Source organism: Polynucleobacter nymphae, assembly GCF_018882155.1.
Lineage (GTDB): Bacteria > Pseudomonadota > Gammaproteobacteria > Burkholderiales > Burkholderiaceae > Polynucleobacter > Polynucleobacter nymphae.
This window is the reverse complement of sequence record NZ_JACVPA010000002.1, coordinates 216470-235344: the sequence shown is the minus strand read 5'-3', so window position 1 is coordinate 235344 and position 18875 is coordinate 216470. Positions and strand designations below refer to the sequence as shown.

Sequence of the window (18875 nt, the reverse complement as noted above, 5' to 3'; positions counted from 1 at the left end):
GTCTAGAATTACGGTGTCGTGGTGCTCTATTGCAGTGCAATAGAGTTAAACGGGAAACACTAAACGTGTGCTGCCCCCGCAACGGTAAGTAAATGCACCTTTTCCTTCGGTGAAAGGTGTCAGGAATCTGACAAAGCCACTGTGCGCGTCAATCGCATGGGAAGGCCAGATTCTGAGATTTACTAGCCCGGATACCGGCCAAGACAGGTGGAATTTCGCGGACGGGGACCTTCGCGCGCCGATGACAGCGCCTGGTCCTGAGATCTTGCGCCCAATTGACGCTTGAACCCCTGCACGTGCAATTCTGTTCGACCCAGCTTACGGGGAAGTGAGCTAGGCATTCGATCACAGAAAGCATCACATGAAACAGCAGTTCAGTCAGAAAAAAATCGCCCTTCTTTGCGGCGCATTATTCGCCATCAGCAACCCATCCTTAGTATTTGCACAAAACTCTCAATCTACCGTCGTTGTAACCGGTTCGCGCTTTGAAGAGAATCTCAATGAAGTTCCTGCGAATGTCAAAGTCATTACGCGAGATGAGATAGCCAGCTCAACCTCAAATAACATTCCTGATGTTCTATCTCAAATTGGCGGCCTTAATGTTCGTAATATCAATGGAGGCGGACAACTCAATCTAGATGCCACAGTGGACATGGGTGGCTATGGAATGACAGCTGGTAGCACCACTCTAATATTGATCGATGGACAAAGAATTAATCCAATCGACTCTTCATCGGTTATGTGGGGATCCATTCCGATAGATTCAATTGAACGTATCGAGGTTCTTCAAGGTGGTGCCAGTGTGCAGTATGGCAACGGTGCAATTGGTGGAGTGATCAATATCATCACGAATGGAAATACTTCCAAACTCAATCAAGCGAGTACAAGTTATGGCAGTTACAACACTGTCATTAATAATATGATTCTGCGTGATACTTATCAGGACACCACTTACCAGCTAACGGCCAATACCTCCAATAGTCAAGGATGGCGACAGAATTCTGCAGCAAATGCCTACGCCTTTGATGCCAAAATAACCCAAAAATTTAATAGCATTGATAAGTTCTATATTGACTTAATTTATGGCTATACGAATCAACAGTTGCCTGGTGCTGTTATTGGACAGGTAGGGAGCGGTAACCCACAGTCAGCCTACTTCAAGAACATTGGAGCAAACAATACTGTCAACAACACAGGGTTTCGTTTTGGCGGCACAAAGGAATTGGCTGAAGGTTATATAGGAGAGTTGGATACATCCTATACCAATAAAACTTCGTTTAATTACTACCCTTTTTATGACACTGTGGCAGCCATCAATACCAGTAGTGGATCACCAGTGTGGTCAAACACGAATAACACACTTTCAGGCTGGCAACTCAATCTCTCGCCTCGTGTCAAAGCTAATTTTGGTCCTCTAGGAACAACGATTGTAGGGTACGAGTTCAATAAAGCTGCTCAAGGATCTGTTGGGTCGTACGGCTCAAATCAACTAAATAGTTACATGATTCGGGATGATTACATTACTAACCCTAACGGTCAAACCAATAATGTTCAAAACGCCTCTTTATTGAATCAGTCTCTGTATGGCCTTCTCAAACTACCTATAACGAATGGCATCAGCTTTACTGGAGGCGCAAGACATCAGAAACAGCAAGCAAATACGTATTACTCAGCCATCGGCTCAATAGATGGTCCTTCGACAGCAAATCAAACTTTTTCTGCCAACGCAGGGGATGCTGCGCTTAATTTCAATTACGCAAAGAACCAAAATCTCTACATTAAATGGAATCAATCGTATCGCTTCCCTAACATTGATGAATTTTGGGGTTCTGATCCAACCACCGGTGCGCAAGTTTTTAATGGGATCTTGAGGCCTCAAACTGCTCAAACCTATGAACTTGGTGGCAATTGGATGATCAAAAGTCTAAAAGTGAATAGCTCCCTATTCTCCTCTGTTTCTCAAAATGAAATAACCTACAACCCCACAACCGGGGCTAACTATAACTCTCCATACAATATCAATCGAAGAGGCATAGTTTTAGACTCTTCTATCAATCTGACAAATCGATTGAATATTGCAGGTGGTGGAAAGTTTCAACGCTCCTACTATGCTGATGGGCCATACATGGGTCAATCTGTAGCAGTTACGCCTGATTTGCTGCTAAATGCTAGAGCAAATTATTTAATCGACCAAAGTTGGTCTTTTGGTGGCGTGGTCAATTATGTTAGTACACAGCATTACGATGCCGGGACAAATACCACCTTATATAGCTCACTCGCATTAATGCCCTCTTACACTGTTGGCGATGTGTATTTAAATTACAAAACGGGAGGATGGGATACTAAATTCACAATTAAAAACGTGGGTAATGCTTTATATGCCACCTACGGGGGTTACACCTCCACCCAAGTCGCCAGCGGATCATTTGTGAATAATTATTACTACTACCCCAGTGATCGAAGAACATATTACTTAACAGCTAGATATACTTTTTGAGGTCTTTTAGCCTAAAACCAAGAGATTAAAGGGGAGCTTTCACAAGGTTTGAGCAAAAAGCTACAATGGCGTTATGAGTGAGCAAACCCCTTTCTCCCCTGACCTGACCGATACAGAAATCGAGTCCATCAGCGCCTCTGTAAAACGTTTGACCGATAAAGTTCAAGCAATAGCTGAGGCAGTTAAAAACTTAACGCAGAACCGGGTTCAGCTTGAGGGAAAAATTGAGGGTGCGCAAAAGCGTATTCAACACATTCTGAGCCGCTTACCAGAACAAAGTGATGGACGCCAACTGAATTTACTTGGCGAAACTATTCCACCCACCAACGTAGAGGATGATAGTGAGCCAACAACGCATTGAAGTAACCCTAGCTGGGCAAAAGATTACTCTTGCCACAAGCACAGAACACGAGCCTTTACTACGTGCGGCATGCGTATTGGTTGATGAGCAAATTCAACTGGCTATTAGCGGTGGTAATCGCAGTATTGAGCGCGCCAGTATGATGGCTGCACTTAAAATTGCCGGCGATCTGATTAAGCTGCAAAAACAATCACAACAAAGCCCCTCTTCTAACGTGAGCTCTGATGAAATTGCAAGACTTCAAGCAGAAATCCACACTCTTGAAGATCAAGTGGATGCCTTGATGCAAACCCTTTCCCTGCCTGGCTCGCCAAGGCCAATAGTTCCTTGAACCGATGCGCAAGCATCCGGAACGATCTTTACCTTGTGGGCGTGAGCGTTTTGCAGATTCACAGTGTCAACTTAGACTTGCTTACTCCCTGAATCTCTTAATGCACCCGAAGCAGAGTAGCCGTTCCACCTTGAACCTTAGGGTTCAGGATGACGGCCTAGCGGCTAAGGCGGGGAATCCATGTTACTAAGCGACATTCTGATGCTGATGCTGTGCGGAGGCGTCTCGGGATTTCTAGCGGGGCTTTTAGGTATTGGTGGTGGCATGATTCTCGTGCCATTCATGATCTTGGTTTTTAACCATTTGGGATTTAGCCAAGAAGTGATTGTGCATATGGCCATTGCAACTGGCATGGCCACTATTCTATTTACAACTACCTCTGCAATTTGGGCGCACCATAAACATGGCTCAATTGATTGGAAGTTAGTTGCCTCACTGAGCCCGGGAATGGTTTTTGGCGGCCTCATCGGTGGCAGTGAATTATTCGAAGCATTAAAAACCTCTTGGCTTTCACTCTTTTTTGCCATCTTTATAGTGTATTCATCCATTCAGATGCTGATCAATAAGAAGCCTAAAGCCGGTAGAGAATTACCGGGCCAACTTGGCTTATTTTCTTTTGGTGGATTTACCGGAGCTCTTGCAAGCTTAGTAGGTGCTGGCGGCGCTTTTATTACCGTGCCATTTATGCTTTGGTGCAACGTCAAACCTCACACAGCGATGGCTACGTCATCAGGCCTGGGATTTCCGATTGCAGCTGCAGCAACGATTGGCTATATGTACGGTAGTTGGGGTCAACCCAACCTTCCATCTGGATCTTTAGGCTTTGTTTATGTTCCGGCAGTTGCCTGCATTGTTGCCGTGAGTGTCTTCACTGCTCCGCTGGGTGCCAAGATGGCCAGAAAACTGGATGTCGCTCAACTCAAAAGGGTTTTTGGCATCATGCTGTTTTTCCTTGCAGCCTTCATGTTTAATGAAAGCCGCAAGGCATTCGGCTTTTAACTAGCTCGTATATTGCTGACGCAAGATATTCTTCTGCACTTTACCCATCGCATTACGAGGCAAGTCAGCAACGATTTCTAAACGCTTTGGAATCTTAAAGTTCGCAATCTGCGTTTTTAAACTAGCAATCATTGCCTCGGCATTCAATTTAGCACCAGCTTTTGGTACTACAACCGCCATCACAGCCTCACCAAAGTCTGGATGTGGAATCCCGATCACTGCACTCTCATCTACGCCATCCATATCATCAATAAAGCCTTCGATCTCTTTTGGATACACGTTGTAACCACCAGAAATAATGAGGTCTTTGCTGCGGCCAACGATACATAAGTAGTCTTTTGGAGCTTTGCCACCATTGGCATCGCCACCCCAACGTCCAACGTCACCAGTCTTGAACCAACCGTCTTTGGTAAATTCTTCTGCAGTCTTTTCAGGCATACGCCAGTAGCCCGGGAATACATTTGGGCCCTTAACTTGAATGCTACCAATTTCATCAAGGCCGCAGGACTTATTACTTTCATTGACCACGCGAACTTTGACACCAGGTAATGGCAAGCCAACAGAACCGCCTACACGAGCACCTTTGTAAGGATTGGAAACCAGCATAACGGTTTCACTCATGCCATAGCGCTCCAGAATCGGCTGTCCAATCACCTGTTTGAAAGTATTGAATGTTTCTGTGAGTAATGGTGCTGATCCAGAAATAAACAAGCGCATATTGCGTGCTACTTTTTTATTAAATCCTTTGTCTGCTAATAAACGGACATAGAAAGTAGGCACACCCATCATGACTGTAGACCTTGGCATCTGATGGATCAGTTGCGCCGTATCTAAACGCGGCAACCAAATCATCTTGCTGCCATTAATTAAAGCGCCATGAGCCGCGACGAATAAACCATGCACATGGAAAATAGGTAATGCATGTAATAGCACATCCCCTTTTTGCCAGCCCCAGAATTTTTGCAAGACTTGCGCGTTACTTCCCAAGTTTTTATGGGTAAGCATAGCGCCCTTGCTGCGGCCGGTAGTACCTGAGGTATACAGAATGGCTGCGAGATCATCGTCTTTAGATACAACTGTCTTAAATTTGTCACTTAAGCCAGCTGCGCGGTCAAGTAATGTACCGGTACGGTTTTCATCAAGAGTTAAGACATGCTTAGTGCCTGCCTTTGTAGCCACTTTAGATACCCAAGAAAAATTCTTACTACTGCAAACAACCACAGCAGGCTGCGCATTCTCTAGAAAATATTGGATCTCAGCAGACTGATAGGCTGTATTAAGCGGCAAATAGACATAGCCCGCACGAATCGTCGCCAAATATAAGAAAAGTGCCTCAGGGGACTTCTCAACCTGGACAGCAACCCTTGAGCCAGCTGGAAGCTTAAGACTCTTGAGTAAATTCGCCATCTTGGCAGTGGCGCCCTCAAGGTCAGCCCAAGAGTAATAAAGCCCATCATGCGTTTCTAATGCACATGCTTTTTTATCTTTTGGAAATCCTCTTTCCAATAGTGAATATAAATTCATGAAATCATTCCTTAATTGCTTAGAGTCTTAAACTATTGGTGCGCCCATTACCCAATTTGATAGGCCAGTGGCAATTTCTGGGAAGAAGCAGAGGAGAACCACAGAAAGAAGCATGATGACAACAAAGGGCATTACACCATAGATGATTTCACGTAAGGTGATATCCGGAGCAATATTTTTAATAACAAAAATATTCAAGCCGACCGGAGGGTGAATCAAGCCTGTTTCCATCACGATAGTCATCACCACGCCAAACCAGACCAAATCAAATCCAGCTGCACGCAGAGGCGGCAAAAAGATCGGTGAGGTCATCAAAATAATAGAGACTGGTGGCAAAAAGAATCCCAATACAATCACCATCGCTAAAATTGCTGCTAACAATACCCAACGCGAAGCGCCGAGATCGACAATAGCCTGCGCAGCAGACTGACTCAGGTGCAAATAACTCATCACATTCGCAAATAAAAGCGACATACCAATGATGAACATCAGCATGGATGCTTCACGGATCGTGACATCTAGTAAAGGATAGAGATCCTTGAAGCGCCACATCCTGTAAATAATGGCAATCAATAGAAATGCAAATACCGCACCTAAACCCGCAGTTTCTGCCGGAGTAGCGTATCCGCCGTACAAGGCAACCATCACGCCAATTAATAAAACCAAGAAAGGCAATACCCTAGGCAATGCCATCATCTTTTGTTGCGCTGTGTAGGTTTGACGATCTAAGATTGGATTAGGAATCTTATCAACAGCATATGATTCGTAGGCTACTGAGTACTCTTTGCGGAAACGATAAATCGTATAGCCCGAAAAGAAGATGACCAGCATGATTCCAGGACCAATTGCTGCCAAGAATAAACGGCCAAGTGATTGCTCAGCAGCAACAGAATACAAAATCATCGTAATAGAGGGTGGCAACAAAATACCGAGGGTGCCACCAGCAGCAATTATCCCGGCTGCAAAACCAGGAGAATAACCACGCTTACGCATCTCCGGAATGCCAGCGCTACCAATAGCGGAACAGGTTGCAGGACTTGATCCAGCCATCGCAGCAAATAAGGCGCAAGCGAATACGTTAGCAACCCCTAAGCCCCCAGGAACCTTACCCATCCAAACGTGAAGTGCATCATATAAATCTTTACCAGCACGAGATCGGCCGATAGCCGCACCCTTCAAAATAAAAAGCGGTATGGACATCAGAGTGATGCTAGACATCTCCTCATATACGTTTTGTGCAACAGTATCAAGAGATGATGCCGGCATAAAGAAATACATAAAGATAATTGCCACAATACCTAAGGCAAAGGCAATTGAAATCCCTGAAAACATAATCAACAGAGTGACAACCGCAAACAAAAGTCCAATGGCTAAAACAGACATAATTAGTGACCACCCCTAATAAGATCAGGAGCTACTGCCTTTCTGATGAAGATTTGTAAAAATAATTGGAACGTCAGCAAGGCCATGCCAGCGAACATCATTGCGTAAGGAACCCACAAGGAAGGAGCCCATGTGGAGTTGGTCACTTGACCATCAACCCATGCTTCATGAAGTAAATCCCAAGTTTTCACAGAGAAAAATGCAAAAAATAGACAGGAAATAATATCGATGATGATGGCGCGCACTTTGTTTACTGGATGCGGCAGCAAACCTTCAATTGCAGAAATACCAATATGCCCACGCTTTTCTTGAACATAGGAACTACAAAGAAAAGTAACCCCCACCAAGCAGAACAAAGCAGCTTCGTCTTGCCAATCATTTGCTGCATGAAATATTCCACGCGACATAACGCTGTAGCTCAAGATTAAGGCTGCCGCCATCAGGGCAATTGAGCCAAGCCAGACTAGGCATTTATTCACCATAGTCATAACCCTGTAGGCGGCCTCCAAAATTTTCATCATTTTAGCTAATCTTCTCTGCAGAGCGCATCATCGCTGCGCAAGTTTCATTACGCTCAGCAAATTCTTTCCATGCCGAGACTTTAGCTACAGCTTTCCATTTTTCCACTACGGATGCATCTAATTCATATACTTTATTACCAGCCTTTGCAAAGGCAATGGAAGCATCGATATCATCAAGTTTTGCTTGCTCAGTACCAAATTTTTCCATATCAGTGCCAACTGCCATAATAATTTCACGCTGTTTTGCTGGCAATGCATCAAACACTATTTTTGACATCATGAGTGGCTCTAACATATACCAGTAAGATTTATTTTTAGCGGAGGTAAAGTTTTTAGTCAGCTCTGCTAATTTGAATGACATCAAGCTCGCTGAGGAGGTATAGGCAGCATCTAATGAGCCTGTTTGAACTGCCTGATAGATTTCATTAGAAGGGATTGAGGTCATGACCGAACCGCCCGCTGCTTTCAGCATAGCGTCAAACTCTCGACTTCCACCGCGCACTTTTACACCCTTAACGTCATCAGGAACGATGATTGGGCCAGAACGCGTTGCAACGCCGCCAGCTTGCCAAACCCAGCTAACAATAATAATGCCCTTGGACTCCATTACCTTATTCAAGATCTTGCCAACTTCAGCATTCTTCCATTTAGCACCCTGATCGTAGCTAGTGACCAACCCCGGCATCAGACCAATATTGGCCTCAACAACTTCACCGCCTGCATAAGGCATTGGATAAAAACTCAAATCTAACGCCCCTTTGCGTAAAGCACTAAATTGGGCGTTGGTTTTCATCAAAGAAGATTGCGGATAAACATCAAACTTTAGGGCGCCATTTGTTTTCTTACTGACTTCATCAGCAAATTTCTTGCATAGGCGATCTCGGAAATCTGTGCCGCTTGGAAATTGATGTGAAATTTTCAGTGTTTGAGAGGCGGCAGTTTGTGCCCATGCATTAATGTCATATCCGGCAACGGATGCGCCTGCTGCACCAAGCAATAATGTTCGACGCAGCTGACTAATTTCCTTTGAATCTGTCATATTGATCTCCTTGATAACTATTATTTTGTAAACATCAGTTAATGCACTTTGCCAATTTTATGAGTTCTGACTTTTTCGCTACATCATTTTAAAGCGAATCTCTTAGCACTACTCTGAGCAGTTGCTACTCCAAAACCCTATCTAGGGCACCATTAAACGGCCTACTGCCCTTGAATAATCAATTTCACCTTGAGTAAACCGCTCATGGTTCTCCTCTACGGCAGAAAGATCATATAAATAATTAACCATTAATGCTGCTGATTCACGCAGACCCTTACGCGAAAGATCGGCTGACCAATTGATTTGATGTAGCTTTGCGCCATTTCCTAAATGAAACTTAGCAACAGGATTACCATTGCGTCCTGCTGAGCCGAGCCCTAAGTAAATACTGGCGAGACATAGTAAAGCTGATTTTTCTTTTGCAGTCGCAGTATCAGGATGCCAGCCAGCACTTAAACGCTCAGTCCAAGAGCGTTTCGCTAAACCCAAAGTTTCTAGTGATTGCTCCCGCGCTATTCGAATCGCTGGCTTCAGTTGCACACTAAATTTTTCGCCATCGATATCAGCGCCACTAGCAACCCAATCAATAAACCCAGGGATAGGCGATAAAGTGACAAAAGTTTTAAGACTTGGAAACTCTTCATGTAATTGTTCAGCAACGCGCTTGATCAAGAAATTACCCATGGAAACACCACGCAAACCAGGCTCACAGTTACTAATAGAATAAAAAGCTGCAACTTTATAACTTGAGGTTTGATGCACTGTCTCAGCCTTTTTATCTACCAGCGGCGTAATTACTGCAGGTATTTCTGGCAGGAGAGCAACCTCAACAAAGATTAGTGGCTCACTTGGTAGTTGAGGATGAAAGAATGCAAAACATCTACGGTCAGGCTGCAGGCGGCGACGTAGATCATCCCAGCCGTCAATTGCATGCACCGCTTCGTGTTGAATGAGTTTCTCTAAAATCTCAGCTGGTGATTTCCAATCCACCCGATGCATTTTTAAGAAACCGGGATTGAACCAAGAAGATAAAAGATGCCGCAAATCAAAATCAACCGCAATTAACTCAGGCTGCTTATCAAGTAGTTGCAAAAGATCTCGGCGCATTGCTACCAAAGCTGCAGTACCATTTGTTGCACGATTTAAGCGACGAAATAATTCTTGCCTAGGCGGCTCAGCAACACGTTGCAATTTAATGTAATTGCGAGCATTACCTTCTGCAGAAAAATTTTGTGCTGCAGACATTACCGCTACTGGATCTGGATTCAGCTTTTGAAATAGGAAAGTAAAAAACTTGGCGTGCTGATCCTTAGTAAGCTTGCGATAGTTATGAATGACATCGTCAGCCATGCTAACGGCATTAGATTCACCGCGCTCAGAGATGAGGCGATTCACGGCACCAGTAAGGCGCGAAAAATAACGGGCTTTTGCTAACTTTTCAAGCATCTAGGTCTTTTCAGAAATACTAACGACAAAAAACGATCATTCAATGTATTCCTGCAAATGCCTTGAAATCCATTAAGTTAGTGATTGTAACTAAAGGATGTCGATATTTATATATTTTTGCAATGCAACATGAGGGCTTCAGCCCTTAAGGATGTCTTTATTCGATGGACTTTGGTTTAAATGAGCCCATCAAGTAAATACCAAGCAAGATCATCGGCACACATAACCACTGCCCCATGGATAAACCTAAACCTAAGAGGCCCAAGAATGTATCTGGTTCACGTGCATATTCAGCTAAGAAACGGCAGATGCCGTAACCCAATAAGAAAAGTCCCGAGACCTGACCTACGCGATGTTGCTTCCCGGAATACATCCACAACACTACACCAAGCAAAATACCCTCGCCCAGTAATTGATAGATTTGAGATGGGTGGCGCGGGATGTTATCAACCATTGGAAAGACTATAGACCAAGGAAGATCGGTAGGCCTACCCCACAACTCGCCATTAATGAAATTACCTAGTCGACCAAACGCCAAACCAAAAGGTACTAAGGGAGCTACTAAATCACTCACGACAAAAAAAGTAGTCTTACGTTTTTTTGCAAACCAATACAAAGCAAGTAACACACCTAAAAGACCGCCATGAAAAGACATGCCGCCTTCCCAGATCTTCAACATATCTAAAGGATGAGTAAGGTAATGGCCAGGCATATAAAACAGGGTGTAGCCCAAGCGACCGCCAAGAACAACGCCTAAGACGCCTGCAAATAATAAATCTTCGAGATCTTTATAGGTCCAACCTAGAGCCTGATAGCGTGGGGCACGAATACGCAAACGACCTAACAATAAAAATTGTGCAAAAGCCATGAGATACATTAATCCATACCAATGAATTGCAAATGATCCAATGCGAATCGCAGCTGGATCAAACTGTGGATGAATCAACATAGAGTATTAACTCTGAGATTGATCAAAGTTATGCAACTCATGACCTAGATCGCGGTAAGCCTTGTAACGCTCGCGCCCGGCTAAGCGTTCCGCTTCATCGACAGTGACCACCTCAACAATTCGGGGAAAGCGCGCTACTAAAGCAGCCACATCTTGCGGCATCCGCATCCCCAAGTGAATCATGACATCTGCATGTGGCAGACTCGATAAAGCTGGAGAAGCAAAGTCATCACTTAAAACAATCGGAGTTTCTGTAGCAAGCTCATCATCAATAAAGCAATGGGGTAAAAAATCAGCACTACTAAAAGTCCAAAGTAACTCATCTAGCTTTTTTAAATCCGTCTGCTCACCAACCATCACAATGTTGCGAACTGGCTGACCCTCAGGAGTAGCGCTCCAAATTTTGCGTGTGAGGCGACAAGCATATTCCAGCTTGTCAGCGACATTGCTATGAAAATCGATACGGGCCATATAAGGGGAAAGCTTACTTCTGCTCAAGCAAAAAATTCACTAGCAAAGGTACTGGACGACCAGTAGAACCCTTTGCAGCGCCACTCTTCCAGGCAGTGCCAGCAATATCTAAGTGAGCCCATTTGTACTTTTCAGTAAAGCGTGACAAGAAGCAAGCAGCAGTAACACTGCCTGCTGGACGCCCACCAATGTTAGCAACGTCAGCAAAGTTTGATTTGAGTTGCTCATGATAGGCAGCGTCTAATGGGAGGCGCCACACAGTATCTAAGGAGGTCTTGCCTGCCTTGGTCAAGGCATTGACCAAACCTTCGTCTTCTGAAAATAATCCACTGTGCACATGACCTAACGCAATAACACATGCTCCTGTTAAGGTCGCGATATCAATTACCGCTTTAGGCTTAAAGCGCTCGACATACGTTAACGCATCACACAGAATTAAACGGCCTTCAGCATCTGTATTCAGAATCTCAATTGTTTGCCCTGACATACTCTTCACAATATCGCCCGGTCGAGTTGCTTGGCCTGAGGGCATGTTCTCGCAAGTTGGAATCACGCCAATGACATTCTGATTGAGCTTCATTAAGCCAGCCGCATATAGAGTGCCAATCACTGAAGCAGCACCACACATGTCGTACTTCATCTCATCCATGGCTTCACCAGGTTTCAAGGAAATGCCACCAGTATCAAACGTAATCCCCTTGCCTACCAAGACAATCGGCGCATCAGTAGTTTTGCCGCCTTGATGACGCATGACAATAAATTGGGGTGGCGTTTCAGAACCCTGGGCAACAGATAAGAATGAGCCCATACCTAAGGCTTCAATTTGCTTGCGGCCCAGCACTTCAACCTTCAAGCCAACTTTCTTACTCAAGCCTTGAGCCGTCTTAGCCAAGTAAGTAGGCGTACAAATGTTCGGAGGAAGATTACCCAAGTCTTTTGCTAAATACATACCTTCAACCATGGCAAGGCCTTGCTCCACAGCAAGCTTCAGCTCTTTAGCGCAAGCATTATTACCAGCAAAAACTAAATGTTTGAAAGTATCTGCCTTATCTTTTACTTTAAATTTCATGGCTGGTTGACGCACACCAAAACGATAGGCTTGATCGCCTCCATATTGGATAGTTAAGCGCACTTCTTCAGCAATCAATTCTGATTTTTGTGCAAAGCTTGGCACAAACCAAAGCGCATTTTCAATCGAACCTCCACTTAAGGCTTTCAATCCTGCGCGCACTACTTTAGAAAAACTAGTCAGACTGCGTTCACTTGCCAGATGTAAATCACCCAAACCTAGTAATAGAACACGTTTTGCCTTTACGCCATTTGTAGCCCATGGTTTTTCAGCACGCAAGAGGCAGACAGATGATTGCTTGTCATCAAGATCCCCTAGCAAGTTGGCATGACTCACTGAGCCACTCAGCAAGCGGTCAAGCTCAGCCAAAAATCCAGACTTATTCTTGGTAGCTTTTGCACCGCTAAAACTATCAAAGTCAGCTTTGGAATAAGCTAAAACTAAACAGTCTGAAGTGTGGGCCAGGAGGCTTTTTAGACTGGAATTAAGGGCTTTTGCACTTTGGAGGTCAGCTTGAGGGAAAATCTTGGTACTAAATTGAATTGTCATAATCTATAGCGGTATGTTTAAGTCGTATCAAGGGGCAGGAAAGTACTAAAAACGGTCTTTTATCCATTATCCTCCGACATGAGAAGAACTTCTTTTATCTGCACCAATATAAGCTAATTAAACCCCACTAATAACCCCAGAATCCAGATAAACAGTTTCAGATGATTTTTAAACAAGCCCTCCGCCGCGAACTCAGTTTTACAACTGGCGGGGTCTTTTTGGTCTTGGTGACCATTATGGTTACCACCTTGGTCATTCGAATCTTGGGTTTTGCTGCCAACGGTGCTGTCAACCCAGAAGATGCTCTGGTGTTAATTGCACTGGCTACTCTTGGTTACATGGCAGTCTTACTCACCGTCTCCCTCTTTGTTGCGACGCTCATCGTTTTAGTGCGCTGGTACAAAGATTCAGAAATGATTGTGTGGTTTGCAAGTGGCTTAAGTATCACTAATTTAATTCGCCCCATTCTGCAGTTTGCAACACCACTGATTATTATTATTGCGCTGCTGGCACTCTTTGTATGGCCTTGGGCAAATCGCGAATCAACACTGATTAGTCAACGCTTCCAACAGCGTGATGATGTTTCTATGGTGAGCGCTGGGCAATTCAAAGAATCCGCTAAAGCAGAGCGGGTGTTCTTCATTGAGGAACTTGATGTTGATAAAAATGAAGTAAAAAATATTTTTGTTGCTGACTCTAAGAATGGAAGGATGAGTGTTGCTGTCTCCTCTAGTGGTTTCATTCAAAACTCTGAAGGCGGGGAAAAGTCTATCGTGCTGCACAACGGTCGACGCTATGAGGGTCAACCGACGCAGCCTGACTTCAGAATTTTGGAATTTGATGAGTACAGCACCAAAATTCGGAGTAAAGAAACCTTAGCTCCGGCACCACGCGATCGAGAAAAGACCGTCACTGAGTTACTCGCTGATACTAATCCCAATAACATCAGCCAAAATCGCGCCGAATTGCTCTGGCGTATTGGCCTGCCACTGATGGCCCTTGGATTAGTGCTGATTGCAATCCCGCTAGCCTACGTTAACCCGCGTCTTGGTAACTACACTGCCATGTTCTATGCGGTCTTAATTTATTTAATCTATAGCAATCTACTAAACCTGACGCAGAACTTTGTTTCTCAAGGAAAGGTTAGTATGTTTGTTGGCATTTGGCCAATCCATGTATTGGCATTTTTAATTGCCTTTGCCCTCATTCGAAATCGCATTAATCCCTCTTTAAAATGGTGGCGTCGCCAATTGCCTGCTGGATTTACGAGTAAATGAAACAGTTCTTTCCCTTCATTTATGAACGCTACCTAGCCAAGCAAATTTATGCGGCGTTTGGTTTTATTTTGTTTGCCCTTGTCGCCCTATTCTTATTCTTCGATATCTTGAGTGAGCTTGGATCAATCCAGGGCGGTTACACGCTGCCCCTTGCCTTACTGCATGTTCTCCTAAAAGCGCCTAGCCGAATTTCTGAAATTATTCCAATTGCAGGACTGATTGGCAGTATTTACGTCTTTGCAATGCTCGCTAGTCAATCCGAATTTACGATCCTTCGTATTGCCGGATTAGATGTGAAACGCGCCCTGATCACCCTTACCAAAATCTCACTCCCACTCATAGCGCTCACACTCATCATGAGCGAATGGATTGGCCCATATGCCGAAAACAAATCAGAGCAACTTCGCATGAAAGCCTTGGGCTCTGTTTACTCATCCCAATTCAGAACCGGAGTTTGGGTAAAAGACCGGCTGCGCGATGAAGATGGTAGTGGTCCAGTAAGGCCTGGCGTCCGTTATGTCAACGTCGGCAAGATCGATAAAGATAATGAAATCAGCAATATCCGAATGTATGAGTTTAATGATACTTATCACCTGCTCTCTATTAGAACCGCTACATCAGGCCAGTTCGATGAAACTGGTATCTGGGTGCTAAACGATGTTACAGAAACGCGCTTTAAAGAAATCAAGCAAGCCGACCCATTGAATCCGGTATTTTCCGCGCAGACATTTAGACACCCCATACTGACACTAGAGTCAGAAGTGACACCTCAGATTTTGAGTGTCTTACTCATTAACCCAGAAAAAATGTCTATTGTTAGTTTGGGTCGCTTCATTTCTCATCTTCGCGATAACAAGCAAGATGCGCAACGCCATGCCATTGCCTTCTGGAAGAAAGTGATTTACCCTCTCACGATTTTTGTGATGCTAGCTTTAGCATTGCCTTTTGCTTATTTAAAAGTACGTGCCGGTAGTGTTGGCATTAAAGTTTTCGGTGGAATCATGCTTGGCATGAGCTTCCAACTCTTTAACTCCTTATTCTCAAACGTGGGCCTATTGGGATCTTGGCCTGCCTTGATGACTGCCTTAACACCACCCCTCCTCTACTTCCTCCTAGCGCTAGTAGGGTTGCGCTGGGTATCTAAAGCTTAATACCCAAAATTCATTTAGAATTTGATTCCTATATCTTTGTTGATATATAGATAGGAATCCTTATGAATCTCCACCAATTCCGTTTTGTACGTGAAGCCGTTAGGCAAAACTTTAATCTGACAACGGCAGCTAAGGCCCTCTTTACTTCTCAACCTGGCGTATCTAAGGCCATTATCGAGCTCGAAGATGAGTTAGGTGTGGAGATCTTTCGCCGCCACGGTAAACGCATTCGCTCACTCACTGAGCCAGGTAAACGTATTTTGACTTCTGTCGAGCGCATCTTGGACGAAGTTGAAACTTTGAAACGGGTTGGTAAAGATTTTGCGAGTCAAGACCAAGGCAGTTTGGTCATTGCAACAACGCATACACAAGCTCGCTATGCACTTCCTAAAGTCCTCATGGAATTTACCAAGCGTTTCCCAAAGGTACGCGTCAGCATTGCGCAAGGTAACCCTGGACAAATTGCTGAGCTACTCACCCATGATCGAGCTGATATCGCGATTGCCACTGAAGGCATCGCCAATACGCCTGGAGTCCTTGCGCTACCTGGTTATCAATGGCAGCATGTTGTGATGGTGCCATTAAGTCACCCACTCCTAAATCAAGCTACAGTCACTTTAGAAGAGATTGCAAAGTACCCCATCATCACCTATGACAAGGCCTTTGCTGGCCGCAGTAAAATTGATGCCGCTTTTGCACAAAGAAATATCACACCAGATATTATTTTGGAAGCGATTGATGCGGACGTCATTAAAACTTATGTAGAAACTGGTATGGGCATTGGCATCGTCGCAGGCCATGCTTATGACCCAGAACGAGATCGCAATCTAAAAGTAATTCAAGCAACTCATTTATTTGGCAATAACGTGACCCATCTTGGCGTCAAACAAGGCGCCTATCTGCGCTCTTTTGTGTATACCTTTATTGAGCTCTTCTCGCCGACCTTGACAAAGAAAATCGTCGAGCAAGCCATGAATAACGAATCAGACTCGTATGAGATTTAAGATTTTGAAATCTCTCAAAGACTGAGCCGTCATTTGAGTGGTGCCTCGGGGCGGACTCGAACCGCCACGCCTTGCGGCACCGGATTTTGAGTCCGGCACGTCTACCAATTCCATCACCGAGGCAGGTGTTTGCAGTGGAAATTCTGCTCACTTTGATGCTTTGTTACTGCTAAGAGATGAGAGTGTAACAAAAAATGACTGGCAATCCTCTACCTTTGATCTAGAACCCTTTAAAATGAGGACTTCTAGCCAAATTATTAAAAGGAATTACCCGTATGGCCGGCCACTCGAAATGGGCCAATATTCAGCACCGCAAAGGTCGTCAAGACGAAAAGCGCGGCAAGATTTGGACAAAACTCATTAAAGAAATTACTGTCGCTGCTAAATTGGGTGGCGGTGACATTGCTACCAATCCTCGCTTGCGCCTAGCGATTGATAAAGCGAAAGACTCCAATATGCCTAACGACAATGTGCAAAGAGCGATTGCCCGTGGTACTGGATCGCTTGAAGGCGTGAACTACGAAGAGATTCGTTATGAAGGTTATGGCATGAATGGCGCCGCGATCATTGTGGATTGCTTGACGGATAATCGGACTCGGACAGTTGCAGAGGTACGCCATGCTTTCAATAAAAATGGTGGCAATATGGGCGCTGAAGGATCGGTTGCCTTTCTTTTTAAGCATTGCGGCCAAATGTTATTTGCACCAGGTACGAGCGAAGATCAACTGATGGAAGTTGCTCTTGATGCTGGCGCAGAAGATGTCATTACCCATGATGATGGCTCACTTGAAGTACTCTCTCCTGTCCCTGACTTCACTAAAGTTCAGGATGCCATTAGTAAAGCTGGTCTTAAGCCTGAATTGGCTACTGTAGCGATGCGTCCTGAAACTGAGATCACTTTAGAAGGTGATCAAGCAGAAAGCATGCAAAAACTACTAGACGCCCTTGAAAATCTAGACGATGTTCAAGAAGTATTTACAAACGCAGCTCTTTAAATAGAACTTTTACTCACTATGAAAATTCTTCTCATTGGATCCGGTGGACGCGAACATGCTTTAGCTTGGAAGCTTGCCCAATCGCCCCAAGTACAAACCGTCTATGTGGCCCCGGGCAATGGTGGCACTGCTACCGCCAAGCAAGGTGCAGCAGGTATCGAGAACTTACCGATCACCGACTTACAAGAACTAGCGAATTTTGCTAAACGCGAAAAGATTCATCTCACCGTGGTTGGACCGGAAGCGCCTTTAGCTGCCGGTATTGTGGATGTCTTCCGCAATCAGGGTTTACGTATTTTTGGCCCAACGCAATTAGCAGCACAACTAGAGTCTTCTAAAGATTTTTCCAAAGCATTTATGAAACGTCATGGTATTCCAACTGCGGATTACCAAACATTTAGCAACATTCTTGAAGCGCATGCATACATTGACGCCAAAGGTGCACCGATTGTGATTAAAGCTGATGGCCTTGCTGCTGGCAAAGGTGTGGTGGTTGCCATGAGCTTAAGCGAAGCGCATGCCGCAGTAGGCATGATGCTTGCTGATAACAAATTGGGTAATGCTGGCGCAAGGGTTGTGATCGAAGAGTTTTTGACTGGTGAAGAAGCAAGTTTTATTGTGCTCGTTGATGGCAAAAATGTATTGGCTTTAGCAACTAGTCAAGATCACAAGCGCTTACTCGATGCCGACCAAGGTCCCAATACTGGCGGCATGGGTGCCTACTCCCCCGCCCCTGTTGTCACACCAGAAATCCATGCACGGGCACTACGTGAAGTCATCATGCCAACGGTTAAAGGGATGGCATCTGATGGCATCCCCTATACAGGTTTCTTATATGCTGGCCTGATGATTAGTCCCGATGGCAAGATCAAAACTTTAGAGTTCAACTGCCGCATGGGCGACCCAGAAACGCAACCGATCATGGCACGCCTTCGGAGTGATCTAGTAAATGCCTTGGATCATGCTGTTGATGGCAAGCTCAATGAAGTTGATCTGAAATGGGACCGTCGCACTGCCTTAGGCGTAGTGCTGGCAGCTCACAACTATCCAGATACCCCGCGTCATGGCGATATGATTAGCGGCATTCCTGCTGATACTGAAGATCAAATCACTTTCCACGCAGGCACTCAACTGCAAGATGGCAAAATACTGACTTCGGGTGGTCGAGTGATGTGTGTAGTAGGCCTTGCTGATACCGTGCGGGGCGCACAACAAAAAGCCTATGATGCAATTAATCAGATTCAGTTTGATGGCATGCAATATCGTAAAGATATTGGCTATCGCGCAATCAAGTAAATAGGTAGGCACA

At 44.7% G+C, this 18875-nt stretch carries 16 protein-coding genes, 1 tRNA gene, 1 other RNA gene, 1 pseudogene and 1 riboswitch; of the genes and pseudogenes, 10 read left to right on the top strand and 9 right to left on the bottom strand.

Going from position 1 to position 18875, the window contains the following annotated elements; all coding sequences use genetic code 11:
* Positions 1 to 2: 2 nt before the first annotated feature.
* A riboswitch (cobalamin riboswitch) is annotated at positions 3 to 217 on the top strand.
* A gap of 144 nt (positions 218 to 361) precedes the next feature.
* From ICN29_RS09695 to ICN29_RS09675, 5 genes and pseudogenes are all read left to right on the top strand, one after another.
* Positions 362 to 2497 carry a TonB-dependent receptor gene (locus tag ICN29_RS09695; protein WP_216132674.1) on the top strand — a complete coding sequence of 712 codons (2136 nt, stop codon included), beginning with the start codon at positions 362 to 364 and terminating at the stop codon, positions 2495 to 2497.
* A gap of 73 nt (positions 2498 to 2570) precedes the next feature.
* The gene (locus ICN29_RS09690; RefSeq protein ID WP_216132672.1) at positions 2571 to 2858 is read left to right on the top strand and encodes a hypothetical protein; all 288 of its coding nucleotides are present in this window, start codon (positions 2571 to 2573) and stop codon (positions 2856 to 2858) included.
* A pseudogene (locus tag ICN29_RS10795) lies at positions 2833 to 3051 on the top strand (cell division protein ZapA); the annotation flags it as partial. The gene ICN29_RS09690 and the pseudogene ICN29_RS10795, both read left to right, overlap by 26 nt.
* Positions 3052 to 3150: 99 nt before the next feature.
* A non-coding RNA gene (ssrS, locus tag ICN29_RS09680) (6S RNA) lies at positions 3151 to 3369 on the top strand.
* Positions 3370 to 4188, top strand: a complete 819-nt coding sequence (locus tag ICN29_RS09675) for a sulfite exporter TauE/SafE family protein (protein WP_216132670.1) — start codon at positions 3370 to 3372, stop codon at positions 4186 to 4188.
* On the opposite strand, the gene ICN29_RS09670 is transcribed toward ICN29_RS09675, so the two are convergent.
* The 8 genes from ICN29_RS09670 to ICN29_RS09635 form a co-directional block, all read right to left on the bottom strand.
* Positions 4189 to 5712 (bottom strand): malonate--CoA ligase, encoded by a 1524-nt coding sequence (locus ICN29_RS09670; protein ID WP_216132668.1) that lies wholly within the window; start codon positions 5710 to 5712, stop codon positions 4189 to 4191.
* A gap of 27 nt (positions 5713 to 5739) precedes the next feature.
* Positions 5740 to 7095, bottom strand: coding sequence for a TRAP transporter large permease (locus tag ICN29_RS09665; RefSeq protein WP_216132666.1), 1356 nt, complete (start codon positions 7093 to 7095; stop codon positions 5740 to 5742).
* Positions 7096 to 7097: 2 nt separating this feature from the next.
* The gene (locus tag ICN29_RS09660) at positions 7098 to 7577 is read right to left on the bottom strand and encodes a TRAP transporter small permease (RefSeq protein WP_255538170.1); all 480 of its coding nucleotides are present in this window, start codon (positions 7575 to 7577) and stop codon (positions 7098 to 7100) included.
* A 40-nt stretch (positions 7578 to 7617) separates the two neighbouring features.
* A complete protein-coding gene (gene dctP / locus ICN29_RS09655) occupies positions 7618 to 8655 on the bottom strand; it encodes a TRAP transporter substrate-binding protein DctP (RefSeq protein ID WP_216132664.1) in 1038 nt (345 codons plus the stop codon).
* Positions 8656 to 8796: 141 nt separating this feature from the next.
* Positions 8797 to 10101 (bottom strand): malonyl-CoA decarboxylase domain-containing protein, encoded by a 1305-nt coding sequence (locus tag ICN29_RS09650; protein WP_216132662.1) that lies wholly within the window; start codon positions 10099 to 10101, stop codon positions 8797 to 8799.
* Between the two features lie 157 nt (positions 10102 to 10258).
* The gene (lgt, locus tag ICN29_RS09645; RefSeq protein WP_216132660.1) at positions 10259 to 11050 is read right to left on the bottom strand and encodes a prolipoprotein diacylglyceryl transferase; all 792 of its coding nucleotides are present in this window, start codon (positions 11048 to 11050) and stop codon (positions 10259 to 10261) included.
* Positions 11051 to 11056: 6 nt separating this feature from the next.
* A complete protein-coding gene (locus ICN29_RS09640) occupies positions 11057 to 11521 on the bottom strand; it encodes a DNA polymerase III subunit chi (protein ID WP_216132658.1) in 465 nt (154 codons plus the stop codon).
* 13 nt (positions 11522 to 11534) lie between these two features.
* A complete protein-coding gene (locus ICN29_RS09635) occupies positions 11535 to 13139 on the bottom strand; it encodes a leucyl aminopeptidase (RefSeq protein ID WP_216132656.1) in 1605 nt (534 codons plus the stop codon).
* Between the two features lie 161 nt (positions 13140 to 13300).
* Between ICN29_RS09635 and lptF the strand changes: the two genes are divergently transcribed.
* The 3 genes from lptF (at position 13301) to ICN29_RS09620 (ending at position 16571) form a co-directional block, all read left to right on the top strand.
* On the top strand, positions 13301 to 14416 hold the full coding sequence (gene lptF / locus ICN29_RS09630) for an LPS export ABC transporter permease LptF (protein WP_216132654.1): 1116 nt from the start codon (positions 13301 to 13303) through the stop codon (positions 14414 to 14416).
* A complete protein-coding gene (gene lptG, locus ICN29_RS09625; protein WP_216132652.1) occupies positions 14413 to 15567 on the top strand; it encodes an LPS export ABC transporter permease LptG in 1155 nt (384 codons plus the stop codon). Before lptF ends, lptG begins: the two co-directional genes overlap by 4 nt.
* Before the next feature lie 62 nt (positions 15568 to 15629).
* Positions 15630 to 16571 (top strand): CysB family HTH-type transcriptional regulator, encoded by a 942-nt coding sequence (locus ICN29_RS09620; RefSeq protein ID WP_216132650.1) that lies wholly within the window; start codon positions 15630 to 15632, stop codon positions 16569 to 16571.
* A gap of 38 nt (positions 16572 to 16609) precedes the next feature.
* Here ICN29_RS09620 and ICN29_RS09615 read toward each other — a convergent pair.
* A tRNA-Leu gene (locus tag ICN29_RS09615) sits at positions 16610 to 16694 on the bottom strand.
* Between the two features lie 152 nt (positions 16695 to 16846).
* Here ICN29_RS09615 and ICN29_RS09610 point away from each other — a divergent pair.
* Entirely contained in the window at positions 16847 to 17566 is a 720-nt protein-coding gene (locus tag ICN29_RS09610) for a YebC/PmpR family DNA-binding transcriptional regulator (protein WP_216132648.1), read from the top strand.
* Between the two features lie 18 nt (positions 17567 to 17584).
* Positions 17585 to 18862 (top strand): phosphoribosylamine--glycine ligase, encoded by a 1278-nt coding sequence (purD, locus tag ICN29_RS09605; RefSeq protein ID WP_216132646.1) that lies wholly within the window; start codon positions 17585 to 17587, stop codon positions 18860 to 18862.
* The last annotated feature ends 13 nt before the right edge of the window (positions 18863 to 18875 follow it).